Raw genomic sequence first — 20223 nt, 5'->3', positions numbered from 1 at the left:
GCACCCATCCGGGTGTGCGGCCCTTACGCGAAGTCCAACTACAGGTTGACCGGGTAGGTCGGTTCCTGGATCTCGGGCTTGATGCGGTTCTCGACGAAGATGCCGTGCCAGATCATGAAGACGATCAGGGTCCAGAGGCGGCGGCTGTGGTCGACCGGGCCGGCGCGGTGGGCCTCCAGCATGGACAGGATGGCCTGCTTGTTGAGCAGGTGGTCGGTGCCGGACTCGGTGATCTGGGCGCGGGCCCAGTCGTAGAGCTCCGGGCCGCGCAGCCAGTGGCGCAGGGGGACCGGGAAGCCGAGCTTGGCGCGGTTGAGGACGTGCGGGGGCACGATGTCCGTGAGCGCCTGGCGCAGGGCGTATTTGGTGGTTTCCTTGGTGATCTTCTGGTCGACCGGGATCTTCTCGGCGACCTTGAAGACCTCGGGGTCCAGGAAGGGGACGCGCAGTTCCAGGGAGTTGGCCATGGTCATCTTGTCGGCCTTGACCAGGATGTCGCCGCGCAGCCAGGTGAACAGGTCCAGGTGCTGCATGCGCGCCACCGGATCCCAGTGGTAGCCCTGCATCGCGTAGATGGGGGCGGTCACGTCCTGGTGGGTCCACTCGGGGCGGAATTCCCGCAGCACCGAACGCAATTGGGCGTCGTTGAAGCTGCGGGCGTTGCCGTAGTAGCGCTCCTCCAGGGTGAGCGAGCCGCGGTGCAGCAGGCTCTTGCCGCGGGTGCCCTCCGGAATCCGGTCCGACAGCTTGCCCGCCAGCTTGCGCAGCGGCTTGGGCAGGAACTCGAAGGGCTTGAGCGACAGCGGTTCCCGGTAGATGGTGTAGCCGCCGAACAGCTCGTCGGAGCCCTCGCCCGACAGCACCACCTTGACGTGCTTGCGGGCCTCCTTGGCCACGAAGTACAGCGGCACCAGCGCCGGGTCGGCCACGGGTTCGTCCAGGTACCAGACGATCTCGGGAATGGCGGCCGCGTACTCCTCGGGGGAGACCATGCGGATGTAGTGCTTGGCGCCGATGGCCTCCGCGGTCTCGGCCGCCACGTCGGCCTCGGAGTAGCCCTGCCGCTCGAACGCCGAGGTGAAGGTCAGCAGGTTCGGGTTGTGCCGGATGGCCAGCGCCGCAATGGCGGTGGAGTCGATGCCGCCGGACAGGAACGCGCCGACGGTGACGTCCGCGCGCATGTGCTTGGCGACGGAGTCCTCGAGCGCCTCCGCGATCTCCCGGTACCGCTTGGCCTCGCTGCCCGCCGCGAACTTCTGCACCCGGAACTGCGGGTTGAAGTAGCGGGTCACCCGCGGGGTCTCGCCCGGCTCGACCCAGGCGTAGCAACCGGATTCGAGGCGGCGGACGTCCTTGTGCAGGGTCTCGGCCTCGGGCACGTACTGCAGCACCGTGTAGTGCTCGAGCGCGCGCGGGTCCAGGTCGTCGGAAAGCTCCAGCGCCGGAAGCAGACCCAGCAGGCTCTTCTTCTCGCTGGAGAAGGCGGTGCCGCCGGCGCCGGTGGCGACGAACAGCGGCTTGATGCCGAACGGGTCGCGCGCCAGGAACAGCTTGTTCAACTGGGTGTCCCAGATGGCGAAGGCGAACATGCCGCGCAGCCGGCTCGGGGCCTTGGCGCCCCAGTAGTGGAAGGCAGCCATGATGGCCTCGCCGTCGCCCTCGGTGCGGAACATCGGCTCATCGCCGAACTCCGCCTCGTGCGCCTCCTTCAGCTCGGCGCGCAGCTCGAGATAGTTGTAGATCTCGCCGTTGAAGGTCATGGCGTACCGCTCGGGGTTCTCCGGCGGACCCCAGCGCAGCGGCTGGTGCGAGTGCTCGATATCGATGATCGACAGGCGGTTGAAGCCGAAGATCATGCGGTCGTCGTTCCAGGTGCCGCGCTCGTCGGGACCACGATGGCGCTGGCAGTGCAGGGCCTCGTACACCTGTGCCGCGGTGGTTTCGACCGTCCGCCCATCCGGAGTAGTAGCCGTTGTAGCTGTCAGAAATCCGAGCAGACCACACACTGCGCCGAGAACCTCTTTCCGGGGTCTAGGGATTGGGGCGTACCCGTACGGGCACGCTGCACGCGAAACCTACTGCCCGAGTATGCCGTACCGGGGCGGATCATGCTCAGCCCGTATCCAACACCGAAATGTTCGCAGCCCGCCTCGGTCTGGACTGCGCTCGGCCTCCCCGCGCTTGTCGCGGAAGCCGGAGCGAAGCCGAGGAGCGGAGGAGGGAAGACCGAGGTGACAGGGCTGCGAACAGCCGGAGCGAAGCGGAGGCGAGTTGGACAGAGCGTGTCGAACGGGACCCCGTCACAACGGGGGCGGTTCTTTGGTCTACGCTGCGTAGTACTTGGGAAACTCTCAGGGTCGGTTGCGCGTTCGCGCGTATCCTCCCCGAGGTCCAGAACTGTGCTGAAAATGTGTCGCCCGGCGGAAGGGAGTCCGGGCGACGCGGTGTCGGAATGACGACCAGGAAGGCGTTGAGCGTGGCGCACAAGGCGAGCGAGGCGATAGGGGCACGACCCGCCCAGGGTCGGCGGGGCCGCATCCTTCGGCGGGCCGGGCTGGCGGTGTCCTTGGGGATGACCGCGATGCTCGTCTCCGGCTGCTCGATCGACAACGTTTGGCTTCGATTCGGCTGGCCTTCGGGCATCACGCCGCAGGCCACCCGGATGCGCGAGCTGTGGACCTGGTCCGTGCTCGCCGCCCTCGCGATGGGCGTGCTGGTGTGGGGCCTGACCTTCTGGACCATCGCGTTCCACCGCAAGAAGCCGAACTCCCCGGAGTTCCCGCGGCAGACCGGTTACAACGTGCCGCTGGAGCTGAGCTACACGGCGATCCCGTTCGTGATCATCGCCGTGCTGTTCTACTTCACCGTGGTGGTGCAGAACTACGTCCACGAGAAGGTCGGCAATCCGGATGTCACCGTCGACGTGACCGCCTTCCAGTGGAACTGGAAGTTCGGTTACCAGAAGGTCGACATGCAGATCGACGGCCAGCCCGCTCGGTACACCTTCGACGGCGTCGACCACGAGCGCCAGGACATGAACACGGACATCCAGGAGCGCTACAAGGAAGCGACCAAGGATGGCCACCCGCAGCCGGGCCCGAACAACGGCCTGCCCGCGAACGACATCTCGTACCTGCACTACGACAAGGTCGAGACCGTCGGCACCTCCAACGAGGTTCCGGTGCTGGTCCTGCCGTCCGGTAAGAACATCGAGTTCCAGCTGGCCGCCGCGGACGTCATCCACTCGTTCTGGGTGCCGGAGTTCCTGTTCAAGCGCGACGTGATGCCGAACCCGAAGCAGAACAACTCGGACAACGTCTTCCAGATCACCAAGATCGAGAAGGAAGGCGCGTTCGTCGGCCGGTGCGCCGAGATGTGCGGCACCTTCCACTCGATGATGAACTTCGAGATTCGCGTGGTGTCCCCGGCGGACTTCCAGAAGTACATGGACGCGCGGACCAAGGACCACAAGACCAACGCCGAGGCGCTGGCCAGCATCGGTCAGTCGCCGGTGGCGACCTCCACCAAGCCGTTCAACACCGACCGCAAGGCGCGCGGTAACGAACTCGCCGACGCCAAGTGAGGATGAACTGACATGAAGGTCGAAGCTCGCATCTTCGAACTGATCACGGTCTTCTTCGTGATCGTGGCCGTCGTGTACGGCTACTTCACCGGCCGCTCGCGCACCGGCGTCGAGTGGGCGGGTACCACCGCCATCGTGCTGTCGGCGGGGCTGGCCCTGATCGTGGCCACCTACTTCCGCTTCGTCGCCCGTCGTCTGGACCTGCGTCCCGAGGACTACGAAGAGGCGGAGATCGTCGACGGCGCCGGCGACCTGGGCTTCTTCTCGCCCGGCTCGTTCTGGCCCATCCTGCTGGCCGGTGCGGGCTCCATCGCCGCCCTCGGCTTCGCGTTCTTCCAGTTCTGGCTGATCGGCCTCGGCGTGATCTGCATCCTGGTCGCCGCCGGCGGCCTGGTGTTCGAGTACCACCTCGGCCCGGAAAAGCACTGACGTAGGTCACGAAGCGCCCCACTCGGAATCCGGGTGGGGCGCTTCGCTGTTCGTGCATGGGCCGGGAATGTGACCGGGGGAGAACGGGTTTCGGGCTCGCGGGGGTGCGAGTCCGGGAGACCGCCGGTCGAGCTCAGATACCCAGGGCGTGCTTGAGACGGGTGGTCCGCGGGGACATGGAGGTCAGGCCCAGGAGGGCTCGGGGGAAGCGGGGCTGGATGATTTGCGGCGGGCGGGTGCGGATGGCGGTTTCGATCCAGCGGGCGGCCTCGGCGGGGTCCAGGGTGGGGTTCTCGGGGCGGTAGGCGGGGGAGCCGGAGTCGAGTGTGAAGGCGGGGTACCGGACCGTGGTGACGTGGATGCCGCGGGGGGAGAGTTCGGCGTCGGCGCATTGGCCGAAGGTGGTCCAGGCGGCCTGCGCGCTGGCGTAGGAGGCGAAATTGGGGGCGGCGCCGGTGTCGGCGCTCCAGGGTCCGACATTCACCACGTGGCCGGAGCCGCCCGCCAGCATGGCCGGCAGCAGGCCGAGGGTCAGGCGCAGGGGGCCGAAGTAGTAGGCGGCCATCATGCGCTGGTAGTCGCGGAAGCGGTCCAGGGATTGCAGCACCGGGCGGCGGGTGGGGCGGCCGGTGTTGTTGACCAGGACGTCGACGGTGTCGAACTCGGTGAGCAGCCACTCGACCAGCTGATCCACATCGCCGAGGGCGGCGATGTCGCACCGGAACCAGTGGGCGCGGCCCCCGGCCTCGATGATGGTGGCGCACTCCTCGACCAGCTGAGAGCCGTTGCGCGCCACCAGGATTACCTCGGCACCGTGAAAGCCCAGTAGTCGCGCGGTCTCCCGGCCGATCTCGGAGCAGGCGTCGGTGACGACGATTCGTTTGCCCTCGAAGGGGCGTTCCCCCGCAAGGGATCCGGCGGTGCGGGGACGGCGGGCAGCACGGAATTCGATCATGGGACAGGCAACCTTCATCAGAGGATTGAGCATGAACCATGCACCGACACCCCGCCGACAGTGCCGATACCGCCGCCCCGCCAGGCTGCTAACCGATAGCTGGCAGTGCGGCGGAACACATTCTATTCGGTCGGGTCATAACGCCGGGCGCGTTCGGCGAGACAGATCTCGTCGATTGCGGACACGATGTCCCGCAACAGTTCCGAGGGCAGCGCCGCCGGCCGCAACCGGCAGGTGAAGGTGATGAACCCGTGGTCCTCGTTGTCGAGTTCGCGCAGGTAGCGAGACCGCACGCCATAGGTCATGGCGGAGATGACGGTGAAGCAGCCGGTGCGCTCGCGGTGCCCGGCGAACAGGTCGTGCAGGCCGTGGAAGACCCGGGCGTAGGAGGACAGGGGCGCGAAAACCGAGACGCGGTAAGCCGGTCCCCGCTCGGAGGAGCTGATGACGGTGTCGGCCAGGTACTCGGCGTCGCGCAGGGTCAGCACCTTCGGAGCGAACATGAGCGCGCCGGCGGCGGCATTGCGGACCGGCATACCGGCACGGCCGCCCGCGGATGCGGCGATGGCGCCCAGCGACTTTCGGGCGCGCGCGCCGACCTCGCGGCGGGCGCGCAGCGAGAGGTTGGGGGTGGTGGGGTGCAGACTCGACCACTGGCCGAAGCGCACGGTGCCCAGCTGCACGGTGCCGGTACCGACCGGCCGGGCAACTTTCAGGGGCGCGGTGTCCACCCAGCGGCCCACCTGCAGCATGGCGTCACCCGGCGACTGGATCTCGCGATAGGAGTGCTCCACCCAGGTGTCGAAGTCCAGGAACCGGTGCGCGTCGGTGGTGAGCCAGGTGCGGTCCTTGTCCACACCGGTGACCTCGAGCGTCAGCGCGGTGATGATCCCGGTGCGCCCGCCGCCGCCCAGGATCCGGCGGAACCGCTCCGCGTGATGGGTGCGCCCGCAGGTGCCGAAACGCCCGTCCTGATCGACGTATTCGAGCTCGGCCACATTGTCGCTGAACATGCCGAAGCGATGCGACGCCGCCGACAGCCCGCCCACCGCCGCGAATCCGCCCGCCGTGATGTCCCGGTGGTCGCCGACCACGGGCAGCCCGAGCCCGTGCGCGCCCAGCGTCCGGTCGATGTCGTAGAGGCGTGCCCCCGCCTGCACCCGCACCGTCCGGGCGTCGGCGTCCACCACCTGGACCCGGTTCATCTTCCGCAGGCTCAGCACGCTGCCCTGATCGGGCAGCGTGAGCTCGTCCTCCGGCCGTTCCCCGCCCCGGATGATCAGCGGTTTCGTCGAACGGCGTGAATCCCGAACGGTCCGAACCACATCCGCGGTATCGCGGGGCAGAAATTCGTCGGGGTGGGTGGAGACGGGCGTGCTCATGGCGCTACAGCTAACCACAGTCACGCGTATTGTGCTCGTCCTTGGACGGGCGTCCTAGTGAGCACTGCGCGGACACGCCGTGAACAGCGCGTTTTAGGTTGTGGGACACAGGTTCCCTGCGGGTTTGCGGGGAGCGTTTGTCGCCCCTCGCGCGTAGAGTCCGGGCCATGAGTTTCCTGGGCGGGATGTTCGGTTCGCCACGAAATCGGTTCGGCAAGAAGGTCTTGGAACAGGTGCTCGGCTACGAGGCCGTGGAGACCGCGCACTTCGACACCGAGGCGTTCGAGATCGGCTACCGGCTGAAGAACGGGTACGTCGCCAAGATGAACCTGGGCACGCTGTACCGCCGGTTCGACGGGAAGATCACCGCCGGTCTGTTCCAGGCCGTCGACAACCTCATCCTGCCGCCGGAGGCGCCGCAGGGCTGGGAGCAGGCGGCGCCCAGGCTGCGACCGGTGCTGCGGCGGGCCGGGTACGGGTCCGGGGCGATACGGGTCGGCGAACTGGAGGGGCGGGACCTGGTGCTCTCGCGTCCGGCGCTGCCGTTCCTGACCGAGATGGTGGTCATCGATCTGCCCAGCACCGTGCAATTCGTGACGAAGCAGGAACTGTCGAGCTGGGGCGTGGACGCGGAGCAGGTCTACGCCGTCGCGCACGCCAATCTGACCGAGCTGGCCATGAACACGCTGGAGGCCCTCGAACCGCCGCAGGGGATGCGGGTGATGGACTTCGTCGACGACGACGGCGAGAGCTATGTCGGTTCGCTGCCGCTGGTGGCCGGTTGGCTCGAGGGCGTGCGGGCCCGAACCGACACGCGCCCACTGCTTTTCCTACCCGGGCACCTGGGCATGCTGGTCGTGCTGGGCGCGACGCCCACGGCTCTGCCGCAATTGCTGGCGCTGGCGGCGGAGCGGCTCGAGGGGGCGCTGCGACCGCTGTCCGCGGTCCCGTACACCGTCGACGACAACGGCGACGTGGTCCCCTTCGAGGTGGACGCGGACCATCCGGCCCATGGGCTCATCCGCCGCGCGCACGCGCAGCTCGCGGTGGGGGCGTATCACGCGCAGACCGAGCGGTTGCGCGCCGAGGCGGAGCGCGAGGGCGCGATCATGGAACTGCTGCACGTGCGGGCGCCCGACGGGAGCGAGTACACCATGACCTCGTGGACCGACGGGGTCACGAATCTGCTGCCCGCCGCCGATTTCATCTGCTTCGTCACCGGCGACGGCGATGTCTTCCGCGTCGCCTGGGAGGACGTGTCCGGGCTGGTGGCACTGGAACTCGCCGCCGAGTACGACCCGCCGCGCTATCGCGTGCACGACCATCCGCCCGCCGAGATCATGACCCGCCTGCGTGCACTCGCCAGCTGACTCCGTGCCCTACCGGCAACTCGGTGCCCGACAACCGAATGGACGCGGCGGCGCGTCGGCGGTGTGGCGCGATATCGCCACGATTCTGTCAGCTCTGTCGGCTAGGGTCGCGGCGTGGACAGGGCGCAGCTGACAGCGGACATGGCCGACGGGGCGAGACCGGAGTTCCTCTTCTTCTGGGGGCACACCCGCACCCCCGGCCACGAGGTCGGCAAGTGGGTGCTCAGCCAGTGGTGGCCGGTCGAATTCAGCGTCGACGGCCAGAACTACAGCAGCGCAGAACATTTCATGATGGCCGAGAAGGCGCGCCTGTTCGGCGACGAGGACATGCGCACCCGCATCCTGTCCAGCGACACCCCCGCCGACGCCAAGCGGATGGGGCGCGCCATCTCCGGCTTCGACCAGGACGCCTGGGAAGCCCACCGCTTCGACATCGTGCTGCGCGCCAGCATCGCCAAATTCGGCCAGCACGACCAGCTCCGCGACTTCCTGCTCGCCACCGCCGGCAAGGTGCTCGTCGAAGCCGCTCCCCGCGACACCATCTGGGGCATCGGCCTGGGCGCCGACAACCCCTCCGCCGCCGACCCGGCGCGCTGGCGCGGCGAGAACCTGCTGGGCTTCGCCCTCATGGACGCCCGGGACGCCCTGGCCCCGGCCCGGCAGTCCTGACCGGCTCCGCGGTGGGGGAGGATCGGGGGATGGACACGCTGCGAAGTCGTGAGGTGTACGCGAATCGGTGGATCACGCTGCGGGAGGACGTGGTTCGGCAGGCCGACGGGGAGGAGTCGGTGTACGCCTACATCCGGAAGGCGGACTTCGCGATCGTGATTCCGTGGGATGGCGAGCGATTCCACCTGGTCGAGCAGTATCGGTATCCGCTGGGGCGCAGGTGCTGGGAGTTCCCGGGCGGGGCGGTGGCGGGGGAGAGCGATCCGATCGCGGTGGCTCGGCAGGAGTTGCGGGAGGAGACGGGGTTGCGGGCGGGCCGGCTGACGGCGCTGGGGAAGGTGGCGCCCGCCCCGGGCACCAGCACGCACTACGGGACCGTGGTGCTGGCCACCGAGCTGACGGCGGGGCCGCACGAGCGGGAGCCCTCCGAGATGGACATGGAGTCCGCCTGGTTCACCCGGGACGAGGTGGAGGCCATGATCCTGGCGGGCGCGATCGTGGATGCCCAGAGTGTGGCCGCGTATTCCCTGCTGTTGCTGCACGAAAGGCGCGGCGGGCTGAGCTAGCCCCGGTCGGCGTGCTCGATGAGGCCCGCGACGACCTCGGGGAAATCGGCGGTGATCTGGGGGCCGATCTCGGGGCCGAGGGTGGCGGCGGCGGGGCCGGTGATCTCGGTGCGGTAGACGACGCGGGTGGCGCCGGAGGGCAGGGCGTCGAGGCGGTGCTGGGTCAGCACCTCGAAACCCTCGCCCAGGAAGACGTCGCTCCAGAGTTCGCCGTCGACGATCTCCACGAAGCGCAGCTCCACGGTGTCACCGTCCGGCGAGGTCATGCGGAAGGTGGTGCCGGGCGCGAAAGGCCCGTCCAGCTCGAAGGTTTCGATGCCGGGATTCCACTCGGGCCAGCGGCTCGGGTCGGACCAGCTGCGCCACAGCGCTTCCCGGGGCACGGTGGTCTCGGCGCTGTGTTCGTACTCCCACATGATCTCGTCCTCGATCGAAGTTCAGTCGGATAGACGGTTTATCACAGTCGAAACCCGAAGATCGGCTGAAGGTGAACCGCGATCCCCCTTTGCGCCGTGCCGGGCATGGCGTTTAATCGGCGTCGCGGTCCACGCATCGAAGGGCCGGGGGATTGATCGTGGATCGTATTGGTGCACACAACGATACGAAGAGTGATCGATATGCGCGGAAAACTCCGACCGGCACTGATAGTGGTCACCCTGCTCACGGCTCCCCTGGCGACCGGCCTGGCCACCGCTCACGCAGCACCTCTGGTGAGCGCCCACGCTGTGCCCGCGGCGGGTGTCACCGCGGCCCGCCACCACGATGGCGATCAGGATCAGGACGGGAACGGCGATCAGGACGGCTCCGGCGGCGGCCAAGGCGGATTCGGCGGCGGCCAAGGCGGATTCGGCGATCAGAACGGACCGCGCGACCAGGGTGACTGGTGGTTCGTCCACCACTGCATCCAGCAGCACGAGTGGTGGCAGCAGCGCTGCCGCCGCGACGGCCCCGACATGTGGCACCGCGGTGACCCCCAGCCGAACGGCAGCTGGTAGTCCTCACCATTCGATACGGCCGTACTCCTCCCGTCCCCAGATGTGACCCCAGAACGTGCCGGTCGGGCCGTCGGCGGGCAGCGTCGCGAGGTGGACGCTGGGCTCGGCGCCCTGTTCGGCGGTGCGGAAACCGCTGTTGGCGTTGAGATCTGTCGCGGTGTAGCCGGGGTTGGCGGCGTTCACCTTGATGGGGGTGTCCTTCAGTTCGAGCGAGTACAGGACCGTCACCATGTTCACGGCGGTCTTGGACGAGGTGTACGGGATGGCCGAAACCATTTGCGACATGGGGCTGTTCGGATCGGTGCGGCCGGCCAGTGAGCCGACCTCGCTGGACACGTTGACGATCCGGGCCGCCTCGGCGCGCCGCAGCAGCGGCAGCAGGGCATTGGTGACGGCGACCAGTCCGAAGACATTGGTCTCGTACACGTGCCGCAGAGTGGCGAGGGTGCCCGACGACGGCTTGCCGTCACCGTCGAGGCCGCCGCTGATGGCGGCATTGTTGACGAGAATGTCGAGCCGTCCGAAGTCCGCTTCGATCTTGGCGGCCGCCGCGGCGATGGACTGCTCGTCGGCGACGTCGATCCGGATGAAGTGGGCGTCCGCGCCGTCGGCCCGCAGCTTGGCGGCCGCGGCCTGCCCGAGTTCGGGATTCCGCGCGCCGAGCAGGACGGTCATGCCGTGTGCGGCCAGCTGCCGTGCGGTCTCGTAGCCGATGCCCTTGGTGGCGCCGGTGATGAATGCGGTGATGGTCATGGGACGAGCATCACGCCGGGCGGGTTGCGGCGGGAGGCCCAACCAATACCACCCAAAATCGAGACGGCGGCCCACACTGGAGCCATGGCTGACAGAAGCGAACTCGCGGCCTTTCTGAAGGCTCGGCGTAATCGGCTGACACCCAGCGATGTCGGCCTGCCCAATGGGCTCAACCGCCGCGCCCTGGGATTGCGCCGTCAGGAGGTGGCGCAGTTGGCGGGGATCTCGGTCGATTACTACATCCGCATCGAGCAGGCCCGTGGCGCGAAGCCGTCGCGGCAGGTGCTGGCGGCACTGGCCCGCGCGCTCATGCTGACCGTGGACGAGCGCGAGTATCTGTTCCGGATGGCCGGGGAGTCGCCGCCGGTCACGGCCGGGCCGCACAAGACTGTGCCGCAGGCGGTCCGGTCCATCCTCGACAACCTGGCGGCGCCGGCGTATGTGGTGGACGCGACCTACGAGGTGCTCGCCTGGAACCGGGCGGCCACGCCCTTCGTCGGCGATCTCGACACCGTGCCCGAGCACGAGCGCAATATGATCCGCTGGATGTTCCGGGAGGCCGCCGACCATCCGCAGTGGGCCGACGCCGAAACCCGCGACTTCGCCCGCGCCCTCATCGCCGATCTGCGCGCGGCCAATGCCCGCTATCCGGGGCATCCGGCGCTGGCCGCGCTGGTCACCGAACTGCTGGGCACGTCGAAGCGGTTCGCGGACATGTGGGCCGCCCACGATGTGGAGGTGCGCCGAATCCACCGCAAGCGCATCCGTCACCCGGAGCTCGGGCCGCTGGACTTCCACTGCCAGGTGCTGCACATCTCCGACACCGATCAGCGGGTCATCGTCTACTGCGCGACGCCGCACACGCGGACCGCTGCCGTGTTCCAGTCGCTGGCCGCCGCCACCGACCGCTGAAGGTTTGCCAACATTCGTTGGCCAACAACTGTTGACATCACTTCGACCGGGTCGTACCGTCTAAATCAACAGACGTTGGCCAACAAATGTTGGCAGAGCCTCAGGAGTCGTCATGAACACCGTCCCCGCCACCGCCTCGGTCGTCATCGTGGGTGCCGGTCCCGCCGGGCTGACCGCGGGCATCGCGCTCGCCGACGCGGGTGTGAACGTGGTGCTGCTCGACAAGCTGGCCGAGGGCGCCAACACCTCCCGCGCGGTCGTCGTGCACGCCCGCACCCTGGAGGTGCTCGAGCAGTTCGGCGTCACCGAGACCCTGCTCGAACGCGGAATCGTGGTGCCGCACTTCGTGATGCGCGACGGCGACCACGCGCTGGCCCGCATCTCGTTCGAGGGACTGCCCACCGCCTACCCCTACACCGTGATGATCGGTCAGGAATCGACCGAGGCGATCCTGCTGGCGCGCCTCGAGAAGGCGGGCGGGCAGGTGCACCGGCACACCGAGGTCACCGGCGTCGTCCAGGACGCCGACGGTGTCACCGTCTCCTTCACCGACGCCGACGGCGCCCCGAATTCCGTTCGCGCGGACTGGGTCATCGGTGCGGACGGCATGCACAGCCCGGTCCGCGAGGCCGCCGGGATCGGCTTCACCGGCGCCACCTACCCCGAGTCCTTCGTTCTCGCCGATGTGCGCATGACCTGGCCGGACCCGCGCGACGAGGTCTCCCTGCACCTGTCGCCCGAGGGGGTCACGGTCGTCGCGCCGCTGCCCGACCCGCAGCCCGACCGCTTCCGCATCGTCGCCACCGTGGCCGACGCTCCCGAACACCAGGATCTGGCCTATGTGCAGGCGCTGGTCGACGCCCGCCGGCCCGGCGCGCACGCGAAGATCGAGGAGATCGTCTGGAGCTCGCGCTTCCGCGTGCACCACCGGGTCGCCGACCACTACCGCGCCGGGCGCATCCTGCTCGCCGGGGACGCCGCGCACGTGCACAGCCCGGCGGGCGGCCAGGGCATGAACACCGGCATCCAGGACGCCGCCATGCTCGGTCGCCTGCTCGCCGCGGTGGTCGCGGGCGCACCCGAGTCCAACCTCGACGAGTACGAGCAGACCCGTCGCCCGGTGGCGCTGGGCGTGGTCGGCTTCACCGATCGCATGACCCGCATGGCCACCCTGCGTCCGCTGCCCGCGCGGCTGGTCCGCAACCTCGTCATCAGCACCGCCGCCCGCATCCCGGCGTTCCGCCGCAAGATGGCCTACCAGCTCTCGGAACTGGCCAATCGCTGACTGCCGCAGCATGATTCGGCGGCCCGCGCCCTCGGGTGCGGGCCGCCTGCCGGGTGGGATTCGACGATTACGCCGCGTCGATCAGTGACCGTCGCGTCGATCAGTGGCCGTCGCGGTGATCGTTGGCCGTCCCAGGACGTGGATAACGTCTCAGCCGCGCAGTGACGTGGTGACGGTATCGGCCGCGGCAATGGTGGCGGTGGCCAGCTCGTGCAGGCGGGCGGCGGGGAGATTGGTGTCGGGGCAGGAGACGATCGACGCGATGACCGAGCCGTCGGAGGCGAAGATCGGGGCGGCCACCGAGACGACCGCGTTGTGGTCGCCGAGTTCGTCGGGGAGATAGTCGATGGTGATGAGGTCGGCGATCATGGCGCTGAGACGGTGCCGCAGCGGATCGGTGACGGGGGAATGGCGAAGTGCCCCCAGGGCTTCCAGCATGGGGGCGGACTCGTCGGCGAGGCGTTCGACGGAGTAGCCGCGGGCGGCGATGGCGTCGAGGACCGCGGTGAGGCGGGGGCGGTGGCGCGGGTCGGCGGCCTGCAGCCAGGTCTCCCGCTCTGATTCTGGCGCCCAGGCGATGAATTCGCGGCAGACCGGCGGCGCGAACGGCATGCGGCGGGCGGGGCGGATCCACGGGACCGACGGGGTGCCGAGCACCTCGGTGATGACGATGGCCTCCTGCTCTCGCTCGGCCAGGAAGATCGGGACGCCGTGCGCGGCGGCCAGCGCGTGCATGGGCTCCACGGCCAGGCGGCGCAGCGGAAAAGCGGTGTCGGCCCGCCGCGCCACGGCCAGTAGTCCGAGGCCGAGGCTGTAGTTCCCCTCGCTGTCGCGCACGGTCCAGCCGTCGGCGGTGAGCTGGGTGAGCACGGCGTGCGCGGTGGCCCGGGACATGTCGGTGGCGCGCACGATGCGGGCCAGCGAGAGGCGCTCGCCGGAATGCCGCGACAGCAGCTCGATCGCCTGCACGACCCGGTGGGTCGGCGGTGAGGCCGGCGCGGAACCTGCTCCGGCCGCCGTTCCCGGTTCGGAAGCCACAGGGGCGGTGGTGGATTCAGGCAACTCGATCCCTGCTGATGTCGGTCCCGGCGCTGCGGGAGGTTCGCGCCCGATCGTATCGACCGGGGTATCGGTCATCCGCACCGGAGTGGCCCGGATCCGGTGTGCCCGAGCTACTCCGATGTGCGGCGGCGCCTACTGCGATGCGCGGCAATTCGGGCGCGGGTATTGACCGTCGCCCGGGTGCCGACCTATCGTCGGTGTCACATTATCGAACAATAGCGTCGAATATTCGACACTGCAAGGTCGAATGACCGGACGGATCGGATGACGCGGCGAATGGGACGAGAGATGCGCACGGGATATGAGCTGTCGCACCTGAACGCCTTGGAGGCGGAATCGGTGCACATCATCCGGGAGGTGGCGGCCACCTTCGAGCGGCCGGTGCTGCTGTTCTCCGGTGGTAAGGACTCGGCGGTCATGCTGGAGCTGGCGCGGCGGGCGTTCTGGCCCGCGCCGCTGCCGTTCCCGTTGCTGCACATCGATACCGGGCGCAATTTCGACGAGGTCATCGACTTCCGGGATCGCACCGTGGCGCGGCTGGGAGCGCAGCTGCTGGTCGGCAGCGTGCAGGACGATATCGACGCGGGCCGGGTCACCGAACGGCCCGGTGAGACCCGCAACCGGCTGCAGACCACCACCCTGCTGCGCACCATTCGCGAGCACCGCTTCGACGCGGTATTCGGCGGGGCGCGCCGCGACGAGGAGAAGGCGCGCGCCAAGGAGCGGGTGTTCAGCTTCCGCGACGAGTACGGCGCGTGGGAACCGCGGGCCCAGCGCCCCGAGGTGTGGAACCTCTACAACGGCCGGCACCGCAAGGGTGAGCACATCCGGGTGTTCCCGCTGTCGAACTGGACCGAGCTCGACATCTGGGAGTACATCGACCAGGCCGAGGTGGAGCTGCCCTCGCTGTACTACGCGCACCGGCGCACCGTGGTGGCCCGCGACGGAATGCTGCTGGCGGACAATCGATTCCTGGAGTTCGGCCCGGAGGAGAAGCGCTTCGAGGCCACCGTGCGCTTCCGGACCCTCGGCGATGCCGACTGCACCGGTTGCGTGGAATCCACCGCGGCCGACCCCGCCGAGGTGATCGCCGAAACCGCCGCCACCCGGCTGACCGAGCGCGGCGCCACCCGCGCCGACGACCGCATCTCGGAGTCCGGCATGGAAGATCGCAAGCGAGAGGGCTATTTCTGATGCGCCGCAACCTGTTACGACTGGCCACCGCGGGCAGCGTGGACGACGGTAAATCGACCCTCATCGGGCGGTTGCTGTTCGACTCCAAGAGCCTGTTCAGCGATCAGCTGGATGCCATCGAGCGCGCGAGCCTGTCGCGCGGTGCCGACGGGCCGGACCTGTCGCTGGTGACCGACGGCCTGCGCGCCGAACGCGAGCAGGGCATCACCATCGATGTCGCGTACCGCTACTTCGCCACGCCGCGAAGGAAATTCATCATCGCCGACACCCCGGGGCACGTGCAGTACACCCGGAACATGGTGACCGGCGCGTCCACCGCCGACCTGGCGCTCATCCTCGTCGACGCGCGCAAGGGCGTCTCCGAGCAGACCCGCCGCCACGCCTTCCTGTCCTCGCTGCTGGGGGTCGGGCACCTGGTGCTGTGCGTGAACAAGATGGACCTGGTCGACTGGTCCGAGCAGCGGTTCGAGGAGATCCGGTCGGAATTCGCGGATTTCGCCACCAAGCTGGATGTCGGTGATCTGAGCTTCATCCCGGTGTCGGCGCTGCACGGCGACAATGTGGTGGATCCGTCCGCGCGCACCGCCGACTGGTACCCGGGCCCGCCGCTGCTGCGGCACCTGGAAGAGGTGCACGTGGCCTCCGACCGCAACCTCATCGACAACCGGCTGCCGGTGCAGTACGTCATCCGGCCGCACGGGGAGAACCAGCGCAGCTACGCGGGCACCGTCGCGGGCGGCATCTTCAAGCCGGGCGACGAGGTCGTGGTGCTGCCGTCGGGGCGGACCAGCCGGGTCAACCAGATCTGGGGGCCGGGCGGCGGGAAGGTCGACGAGGCCTTCACCGGTATGGCGGTGTCGCTGACCCTGGACGATGAACTCGATATCGGCCGTGGCGATATGCTCGCCCGGCCCGGCAACCAGCCGCACACCGATCGTGAGCTCGATGCCATGGTGTGCTGGTTCTCCGACGACACCGAACTGCGGGCCGGCAACTCCTACGCCATCCGCACCGCCACCCAGACCTCCAAGGTCGAGGTGAGCGAGCTGGACTACCGGCTGGACGTGAACACCCTGCACCGGCAGACCGACGCGGATCGGCTGGGGCTCAACGACATCGGGCGCGTGACGATCAAGAGCCGGCAGTCGCTGCTGTTCGACCCGTACCGAGAGAACCGCGCCACCGGCAGCTTCATCCTCATCGACGAGGCCACCGATCAGACGGTGGCCGCGGGCATGATCACCGGACGCTCCACGGGCGCACCGCGGGTCGGGCAGAAGGCCTCGAATGTGGTGTGGCACAGCTCCGCCGTGGAGCGCGGGCAGCGGCTCAGCACCGGCGCGACCGTGTGGCTGACCGGATTGTCGGGCTCCGGGAAGTCCACCATCGCAGTCGAATTGGAGCGGCAGCTCATCGAATCCGGGCAGCCCGCCTACCTGCTCGACGGCGACAACCTGCGGCACGGGCTGAACAAGAATCTGGGCTTCACCGACGAGGACCGGCGGGAGAACATTCGCCGCGTCGCCGAGGTGGCGGCGCTGTTCGCGGATGCCGGCGTGGTCGCCATCGTCTCGCTCATCAGCCCGTTCCGTGCCGAACGGCGCGAGGCGCGCAAGCTGCACGACTCCAGGAATCTGTCGTTCCGGGAGATCTTCGTGGACACCCCGCTCGAGGAGTGCGAGCTGCGCGACTCGAAGGGCCTGTACAAGCGGGCCCGCGCCGGGGAGCTGCGCGAATTCACCGGCATCAGTTCGCCGTACGAGCGGCCGGAGTTCGCCGACCTGACCATCACCCCCTCGGCCGGGACGCCGGCCGAGATCGCCCATCGAATTCGAGAGATCCTAGGAATCGCTGATAGCTGATGACAGATATAGACAAGGCCGAGCTGCCTCTCACGGAGCCGTTCCTCGCGGCGGTCGCCGAGGCCGAGAAGCTCATCGCCGCCGCCGATTTCATCCGTGACCCGCACGACCTCGCGGAGGGCTACGACTACCTGCAGGGCAGCATTGCCGCGGTCCTGCAGCTGTCGCGGGCGCACGGCACCTCGCACCCGTACCTCGTGACGGCCACCGGGCCCTACACCAAGATGGGCCTGGACAACCCGGACACGCTGTACTACAGCGCCAATATCGAGCCGAATGCGGAATACCTGCTCACCGGCGTGCGCGGTAGCACCGTCGACCTGAGTTTCCAGGTGCTCAAGGGCGATTACACCGCCACCGACGTCCCGAACGGTGACGACGCGTTCGACGACCGGCGGCTGCAGATCGACGAGGACGGCAGCTATCAGCTGCGCTTCGGCCCGCCCAAGGAGAATCCGGAGCCGAACTACTTCGTGTTCGGCGAGGGTGCGTCCATGCTGGCCGTGCGCGAGGTGTACGGCGACTGGAATGCCGAGCGCAAGGGCAGCATTCGCATCGAGCGGGTGGACACCATCGGGACCGCTCCGGCCGAGGCCGGGGTGGATCAGCTGCGCAAGCGGTACCGCGCGGCGGGGCGCATGCTGTTGACCCGGGTGCACACCTGGTTCAACTTCCCGAAGTGGTTCTACCTGAACCTGCCGGTCAATACGCTCACCGAACCTCGGCTCACGCCGGGCGGATTGAGCACGCAGTACTCCTCCGTCGGGCATTTCGAGCTGGAGGACGATCAGGCGCTGATCATCACCGTGCCGAAATCCGATGCGCCGTATCAGGGTTTCCAGCTGGGCAGCCGCTGGTACGTCTCGCTCGACTACGCCAACCACCAGACCTCGCTGAATCATCAGCAGGCGCAGGTGGATCCGGACGGGATGATCCGCATGGTGGTCTCCGCCCGGAACCCGGGCATCGCCAACTGGATCGAGACCACCGGCCGCAAGCTCGGCATTCTCCAGTTCCGCTGGCAGCGCGTGGATCGCGCGATCACGCCGGAGGACGGGCCGACCATCGAGCTCGTTCCGTTCGACAAGGTGGCCGAGCGGCTGCCGCACTACGAACACAATCGGATCGACGAGGCCGGATGGCGCGAGCGGATCGCCGCTCGCCAGCGCGCCTTCGCGGAAAGGATGCTGGGATGACCCGCCTGAAGACGGGACTGCTGGCCGACAAGGTCGTGGTCGTCAGCGGCATCGGGCCCGGTCTGGGCCGCTCCATCGCACTGGAGGCCGCGGCGGCCGGGGCCAAGGTCGTGCTGGCGGCGCGCACCGAGTCGCGGCTGAAGGAGGTCGCCGGCGAGATCGCGGCCGAGGGCGGCGCGGAAACGCTCTGCGTGCCCACCGACATCACCGATGAGGCCACGGTCCAGAACCTGGCGAAGCAGACCCTCGAGACCTTCGGCCGGGTCGACGCGCTGGTGAACAACGCGTTCAAGGTGCCGTCGATGAAGCCGCTGGCGCGCACCGACTTCGAACAGATCCGCGAGAGCGTGGACCTGACGGTGCTCGGCAATCTCCGCATGACGCAGGCGTTCACCGACGGGCTGGCCGCGACCAAGGGCTCGGTCGTCATGGTCAACTCCATGGTGCTGCGGCACTCCGAACCCCGCTACGGCAGCTACAAGGTCGCCAAGGCGGCCCTGCTGGCCATGTCGCAGACCCTGGCGACCGAGCTGGGCGAGAAGGGGATTCGCGTCAACAGCGTGCTGCCGGGCTACATCTGGACCGACCAGCTGAAGTGGTACTTCAGCGAGATCGCCAAGAAGTACGGCATCACCGAGGAACAGGTCTACCAGCAGACCGCGTCCAAGTCCGACCTGAAGCGGCTGCCGCTGCCCGACGAGATCGCCCAGACCATCGTCTTCCTCATGTCGCCGTGGGCCAATGCCATCACCGGGCAGACCATCGACGTCAACTGCGGCGAATACCACGTCTGAGCAAGGAGTTTCACCACTATGAGCGGACGTACCAACGTCGGCACCGTCGAGGATCTGCACCACTCGGCGTCGAAAGTCAGCGGCCTCACCGACTTCGGGTCCGACGACTACCTGGAGGCGCTCGGCGTCCTGCTGGAGTCCTACCAGCGTGACGCCGGGCTCACCGAGCTCGGCTCCAAGATGAGCCGGTACTTCCTGCGCGGCGCGCTCGTCGCGCGTGCCCTGAGCGAAGCCTCCTGGCAGGCCAACCCGGCCTACACCGAAACCCAGATCACCAGGCCGATTTTCGTGACCGGTCTGCCCCGCACCGGCACCACGGCCCTGCACCGGCTGCTCGCCGCCGACCCGCAGCACCAGGCCCTGGAGATGTGGCTCGCCGACTTCCCGCAGCCGCGGCCGCCGCGCGAGACCTGGGCCGACAATCCGGTCTACCAGGCGGTCGACAAGGGGTTCGCCCAGCACCGGATCGAGAACCCGGAATTCATGGGCGTGCACTACATGACCGCCGCCGAGGTCGAGGAGTGCTGGCAGCTGCTGCGCCAGACGGTGAAATCCATCTCCTACGAGTCGCTGGCCTACCTGCCGAGCTACTCGCAGTGGCTGCGCAAGCAGGACTGGACGGACGCCTATGCGCGGCACAAGGCGAACCTGCAGCTCATCGGCCTGGGCGACAACCGGCGCTGGGTGCTGAAGAACCCCAGCCACCTGTTCGCCCTCGACGCGCTCATGAAGGTGTATCCGGACGCGCTGATCATCCAGACCCACCGCGACCCGGTCACCATCGTCGGCTCCTCGTGCAGCCTGTCCGAGCAGGCCACCGCGGGCTGGTCCACCACCTTCGTCGGCGAGAAGATCGGTGCATCGCAGCTCGAACTGTGGTCCCGTGGCCTGCGCGAATTCAATACCGCGCGAGCCCGTTACAACCCGGACCAGTTCCTCGACATCGAATTCGACGAACTCCGCGCCGACCCCTTCGCCGCGGTCGAGAAGATCTACTCGAAGTTCGGCCTGGACTACACGGACTCGGCCCGCACCGCCATGACCACCCTCGATGAGGAGAGCAAGTCCGGCGATCGCAAACCGGTCCACAAGTACTCGCTGGCCGACTACGGCCTCACCGAAGACCAGGTCCGAGCCGAATTCGAGCTCTGACCACGAATACCCGACGGCCGGACGCATTTTCGTGTCCGGCCGTCAACTCGTGTCGGATCACCAT

General features: G+C 68.2%; 19 protein-coding genes. 13 read left to right on the top strand and 6 right to left on the bottom strand.

All coding sequences use genetic code 11. The features are described from left to right. Positions 1 to 38: 38 nt before the first annotated feature. On the bottom strand, positions 39 to 2006 hold the full coding sequence (asnB, locus tag ACFXKA_RS35500) for an asparagine synthase (glutamine-hydrolyzing) (RefSeq protein WP_379430670.1): 1968 nt from the start codon (positions 2004 to 2006) through the stop codon (positions 39 to 41). 446 nt (positions 2007 to 2452) lie between these two features. On the opposite strand from asnB, the gene ACFXKA_RS35495 reads away from it, so the two are divergent. Together ACFXKA_RS35495 and ACFXKA_RS35490 are read left to right on the top strand one after the other, a co-directional pair. Continuing rightward, positions 2453 to 3583, top strand: a complete 1131-nt coding sequence (locus tag ACFXKA_RS35495) for a cytochrome c oxidase subunit II (RefSeq protein ID WP_379430669.1) — start codon at positions 2453 to 2455, stop codon at positions 3581 to 3583. A 12-nt stretch (positions 3584 to 3595) separates the two neighbouring features. After that, positions 3596 to 4012 carry a cytochrome c oxidase subunit 4 gene (locus tag ACFXKA_RS35490; protein ID WP_354847810.1) on the top strand — a complete coding sequence of 139 codons (417 nt, stop codon included), beginning with the start codon at positions 3596 to 3598 and terminating at the stop codon, positions 4010 to 4012. Between the two features lie 133 nt (positions 4013 to 4145). Here the strand turns inward: ACFXKA_RS35490 and ACFXKA_RS35485 are convergent, their stop codons facing one another. Both ACFXKA_RS35485 and ACFXKA_RS35480 read right to left on the bottom strand, forming a co-directional pair. Further along, a complete protein-coding gene (locus tag ACFXKA_RS35485; RefSeq protein ID WP_379430668.1) occupies positions 4146 to 4967 on the bottom strand; it encodes an SDR family NAD(P)-dependent oxidoreductase in 822 nt (273 codons plus the stop codon). Between the two features lie 122 nt (positions 4968 to 5089). Continuing rightward, on the bottom strand, positions 5090 to 6349 hold the full coding sequence (locus tag ACFXKA_RS35480; protein WP_379430667.1) for an FAD-dependent oxidoreductase: 1260 nt from the start codon (positions 6347 to 6349) through the stop codon (positions 5090 to 5092). 167 nt (positions 6350 to 6516) lie between these two features. Here ACFXKA_RS35480 and ACFXKA_RS35475 point away from each other — a divergent pair, with 167 nt between their 5' ends. The 3 genes from ACFXKA_RS35475 (at position 6517) to ACFXKA_RS35465 (ending at position 8954) form a co-directional block, all read left to right on the top strand. Next, positions 6517 to 7719 (top strand): hypothetical protein, encoded by a 1203-nt coding sequence (locus ACFXKA_RS35475; RefSeq protein ID WP_379430666.1) that lies wholly within the window; start codon positions 6517 to 6519, stop codon positions 7717 to 7719. 114 nt (positions 7720 to 7833) lie between these two features. Further along, on the top strand, positions 7834 to 8388 hold the full coding sequence (locus ACFXKA_RS35470) for an NADAR family protein (protein WP_379430665.1): 555 nt from the start codon (positions 7834 to 7836) through the stop codon (positions 8386 to 8388). A 29-nt stretch (positions 8389 to 8417) separates the two neighbouring features. Continuing rightward, positions 8418 to 8954 (top strand): NUDIX domain-containing protein, encoded by a 537-nt coding sequence (locus ACFXKA_RS35465; protein WP_379430664.1) that lies wholly within the window; start codon positions 8418 to 8420, stop codon positions 8952 to 8954. On the opposite strand, the gene ACFXKA_RS35460 is transcribed toward ACFXKA_RS35465, so the two are convergent. Then, positions 8951 to 9370, bottom strand: a complete 420-nt coding sequence (locus ACFXKA_RS35460) for an SRPBCC family protein (RefSeq protein ID WP_354847826.1) — start codon at positions 9368 to 9370, stop codon at positions 8951 to 8953. The two genes, ACFXKA_RS35465 and ACFXKA_RS35460, sit on opposite strands and share 4 nt — an antisense overlap. A gap of 201 nt (positions 9371 to 9571) precedes the next feature. Between ACFXKA_RS35460 and ACFXKA_RS35455 the strand changes: the two genes are divergently transcribed. After that, positions 9572 to 9949 (top strand): hypothetical protein, encoded by a 378-nt coding sequence (locus ACFXKA_RS35455; protein WP_379430663.1) that lies wholly within the window; start codon positions 9572 to 9574, stop codon positions 9947 to 9949. A gap of 3 nt (positions 9950 to 9952) precedes the next feature. On the opposite strand, the gene ACFXKA_RS35450 is transcribed toward ACFXKA_RS35455, so the two are convergent. Further along, on the bottom strand, positions 9953 to 10702 hold the full coding sequence (locus tag ACFXKA_RS35450) for an SDR family oxidoreductase (protein WP_379430662.1): 750 nt from the start codon (positions 10700 to 10702) through the stop codon (positions 9953 to 9955). A gap of 84 nt (positions 10703 to 10786) precedes the next feature. Between ACFXKA_RS35450 and ACFXKA_RS35445 the strand changes: the two genes are divergently transcribed. After that, on the top strand, positions 10787 to 11614 hold the full coding sequence (locus ACFXKA_RS35445; RefSeq protein WP_354847833.1) for a helix-turn-helix domain-containing protein: 828 nt from the start codon (positions 10787 to 10789) through the stop codon (positions 11612 to 11614). A gap of 112 nt (positions 11615 to 11726) precedes the next feature. Further along, positions 11727 to 12899 (top strand): FAD-dependent monooxygenase, encoded by a 1173-nt coding sequence (locus tag ACFXKA_RS35440; RefSeq protein WP_379430661.1) that lies wholly within the window; start codon positions 11727 to 11729, stop codon positions 12897 to 12899. A gap of 150 nt (positions 12900 to 13049) precedes the next feature. Here the strand turns inward: ACFXKA_RS35440 and ACFXKA_RS35435 are convergent, their stop codons facing one another. Beyond that, entirely contained in the window at positions 13050 to 13868 is an 819-nt protein-coding gene (locus tag ACFXKA_RS35435) for a helix-turn-helix domain-containing protein (protein WP_379430660.1), read from the bottom strand. 381 nt (positions 13869 to 14249) lie between these two features. On the opposite strand from ACFXKA_RS35435, the gene cysD reads away from it, so the two are divergent. Genes cysD through ACFXKA_RS35410 form a run of 5 tightly spaced genes read left to right on the top strand, consistent with a single transcriptional unit; the run spans position 14250 to position 20159 of the window. Then, positions 14250 to 15155, top strand: coding sequence for a sulfate adenylyltransferase subunit CysD (cysD, locus tag ACFXKA_RS35430; protein WP_354851579.1), 906 nt, complete (start codon positions 14250 to 14252; stop codon positions 15153 to 15155). Then, on the top strand, positions 15155 to 17017 hold the full coding sequence (gene cysC, locus ACFXKA_RS35425; RefSeq protein ID WP_379430659.1) for an adenylyl-sulfate kinase: 1863 nt from the start codon (positions 15155 to 15157) through the stop codon (positions 17015 to 17017). The genes cysD and cysC overlap by 1 nt, the downstream gene beginning before the upstream one ends. Continuing rightward, positions 17017 to 18213, top strand: coding sequence for a hypothetical protein (locus ACFXKA_RS35420; protein WP_379430658.1), 1197 nt, complete (start codon positions 17017 to 17019; stop codon positions 18211 to 18213). Before cysC ends, ACFXKA_RS35420 begins: the two co-directional genes overlap by 1 nt. Continuing rightward, on the top strand, positions 18210 to 19007 hold the full coding sequence (locus ACFXKA_RS35415; protein WP_379430657.1) for an SDR family oxidoreductase: 798 nt from the start codon (positions 18210 to 18212) through the stop codon (positions 19005 to 19007). The genes ACFXKA_RS35420 and ACFXKA_RS35415 overlap by 4 nt, the downstream gene beginning before the upstream one ends. A gap of 18 nt (positions 19008 to 19025) precedes the next feature. Further along, positions 19026 to 20159: a sulfotransferase family protein gene (locus ACFXKA_RS35410; protein ID WP_379430656.1), complete on the top strand. Its 1134-nt coding sequence runs from the start codon at positions 19026 to 19028 to the stop codon at positions 20157 to 20159. The last annotated feature ends 64 nt before the right edge of the window (positions 20160 to 20223 follow it).

Origin of the sequence: Nocardia sp. NPDC059228 (assembly GCF_042754245.1) — a bacterium.
In the GTDB taxonomy this organism is placed as follows: domain Bacteria; phylum Actinomycetota; class Actinomycetes; order Mycobacteriales; family Mycobacteriaceae; genus Nocardia.
The sequence above is the reverse complement of the archived record's forward strand: the minus strand, read 5'-3'. Positions and strand labels throughout refer to the sequence as shown.

Excerpts from the sequence above, each read along its gene's own strand:
- ACFXKA_RS35460 (WP_354847826.1), bottom strand. The coding sequence starts at position 9,370 with ATGTGGGAGTACGAACACAGCGCCGAGACCACCGTGCCCCGGGAAGCG.
- ACFXKA_RS35475 (WP_379430666.1), top strand. The coding sequence starts at position 6,517 with ATGAGTTTCCTGGGCGGGATGTTCGGTTCGCCACGAAATCGGTTCGGC.
- ACFXKA_RS35410 (WP_379430656.1), top strand. The coding sequence starts at position 19,026 with ATGAGCGGACGTACCAACGTCGGCACCGTCGAGGATCTGCACCACTCG.
- cysC (WP_379430659.1), top strand. The coding sequence starts at position 15,155 with ATGCGCCGCAACCTGTTACGACTGGCCACCGCGGGCAGCGTGGACGAC.
- ACFXKA_RS35415 (WP_379430657.1), top strand. The coding sequence starts at position 18,210 with ATGACCCGCCTGAAGACGGGACTGCTGGCCGACAAGGTCGTGGTCGTC.
- ACFXKA_RS35465 (WP_379430664.1), top strand. The coding sequence starts at position 8,418 with ATGGACACGCTGCGAAGTCGTGAGGTGTACGCGAATCGGTGGATCACG.
- ACFXKA_RS35455 (WP_379430663.1), top strand. The coding sequence starts at position 9,572 with ATGCGCGGAAAACTCCGACCGGCACTGATAGTGGTCACCCTGCTCACG.
- ACFXKA_RS35445 (WP_354847833.1), top strand. The coding sequence starts at position 10,787 with ATGGCTGACAGAAGCGAACTCGCGGCCTTTCTGAAGGCTCGGCGTAAT.
- ACFXKA_RS35440 (WP_379430661.1), top strand. The coding sequence starts at position 11,727 with ATGAACACCGTCCCCGCCACCGCCTCGGTCGTCATCGTGGGTGCCGGT.
- ACFXKA_RS35480 (WP_379430667.1), bottom strand. The coding sequence starts at position 6,349 with ATGAGCACGCCCGTCTCCACCCACCCCGACGAATTTCTGCCCCGCGAT.
- ACFXKA_RS35490 (WP_354847810.1), top strand. The coding sequence starts at position 3,596 with ATGAAGGTCGAAGCTCGCATCTTCGAACTGATCACGGTCTTCTTCGTG.
- cysD (WP_354851579.1), top strand. The coding sequence starts at position 14,250 with ATGCGCACGGGATATGAGCTGTCGCACCTGAACGCCTTGGAGGCGGAA.
- ACFXKA_RS35495 (WP_379430669.1), top strand. The coding sequence starts at position 2,453 with ATGACGACCAGGAAGGCGTTGAGCGTGGCGCACAAGGCGAGCGAGGCG.
- ACFXKA_RS35485 (WP_379430668.1), bottom strand. The coding sequence starts at position 4,967 with ATGATCGAATTCCGTGCTGCCCGCCGTCCCCGCACCGCCGGATCCCTT.
- ACFXKA_RS35450 (WP_379430662.1), bottom strand. The coding sequence starts at position 10,702 with ATGACCATCACCGCATTCATCACCGGCGCCACCAAGGGCATCGGCTAC.
- ACFXKA_RS35420 (WP_379430658.1), top strand. The coding sequence starts at position 17,017 with ATGACAGATATAGACAAGGCCGAGCTGCCTCTCACGGAGCCGTTCCTC.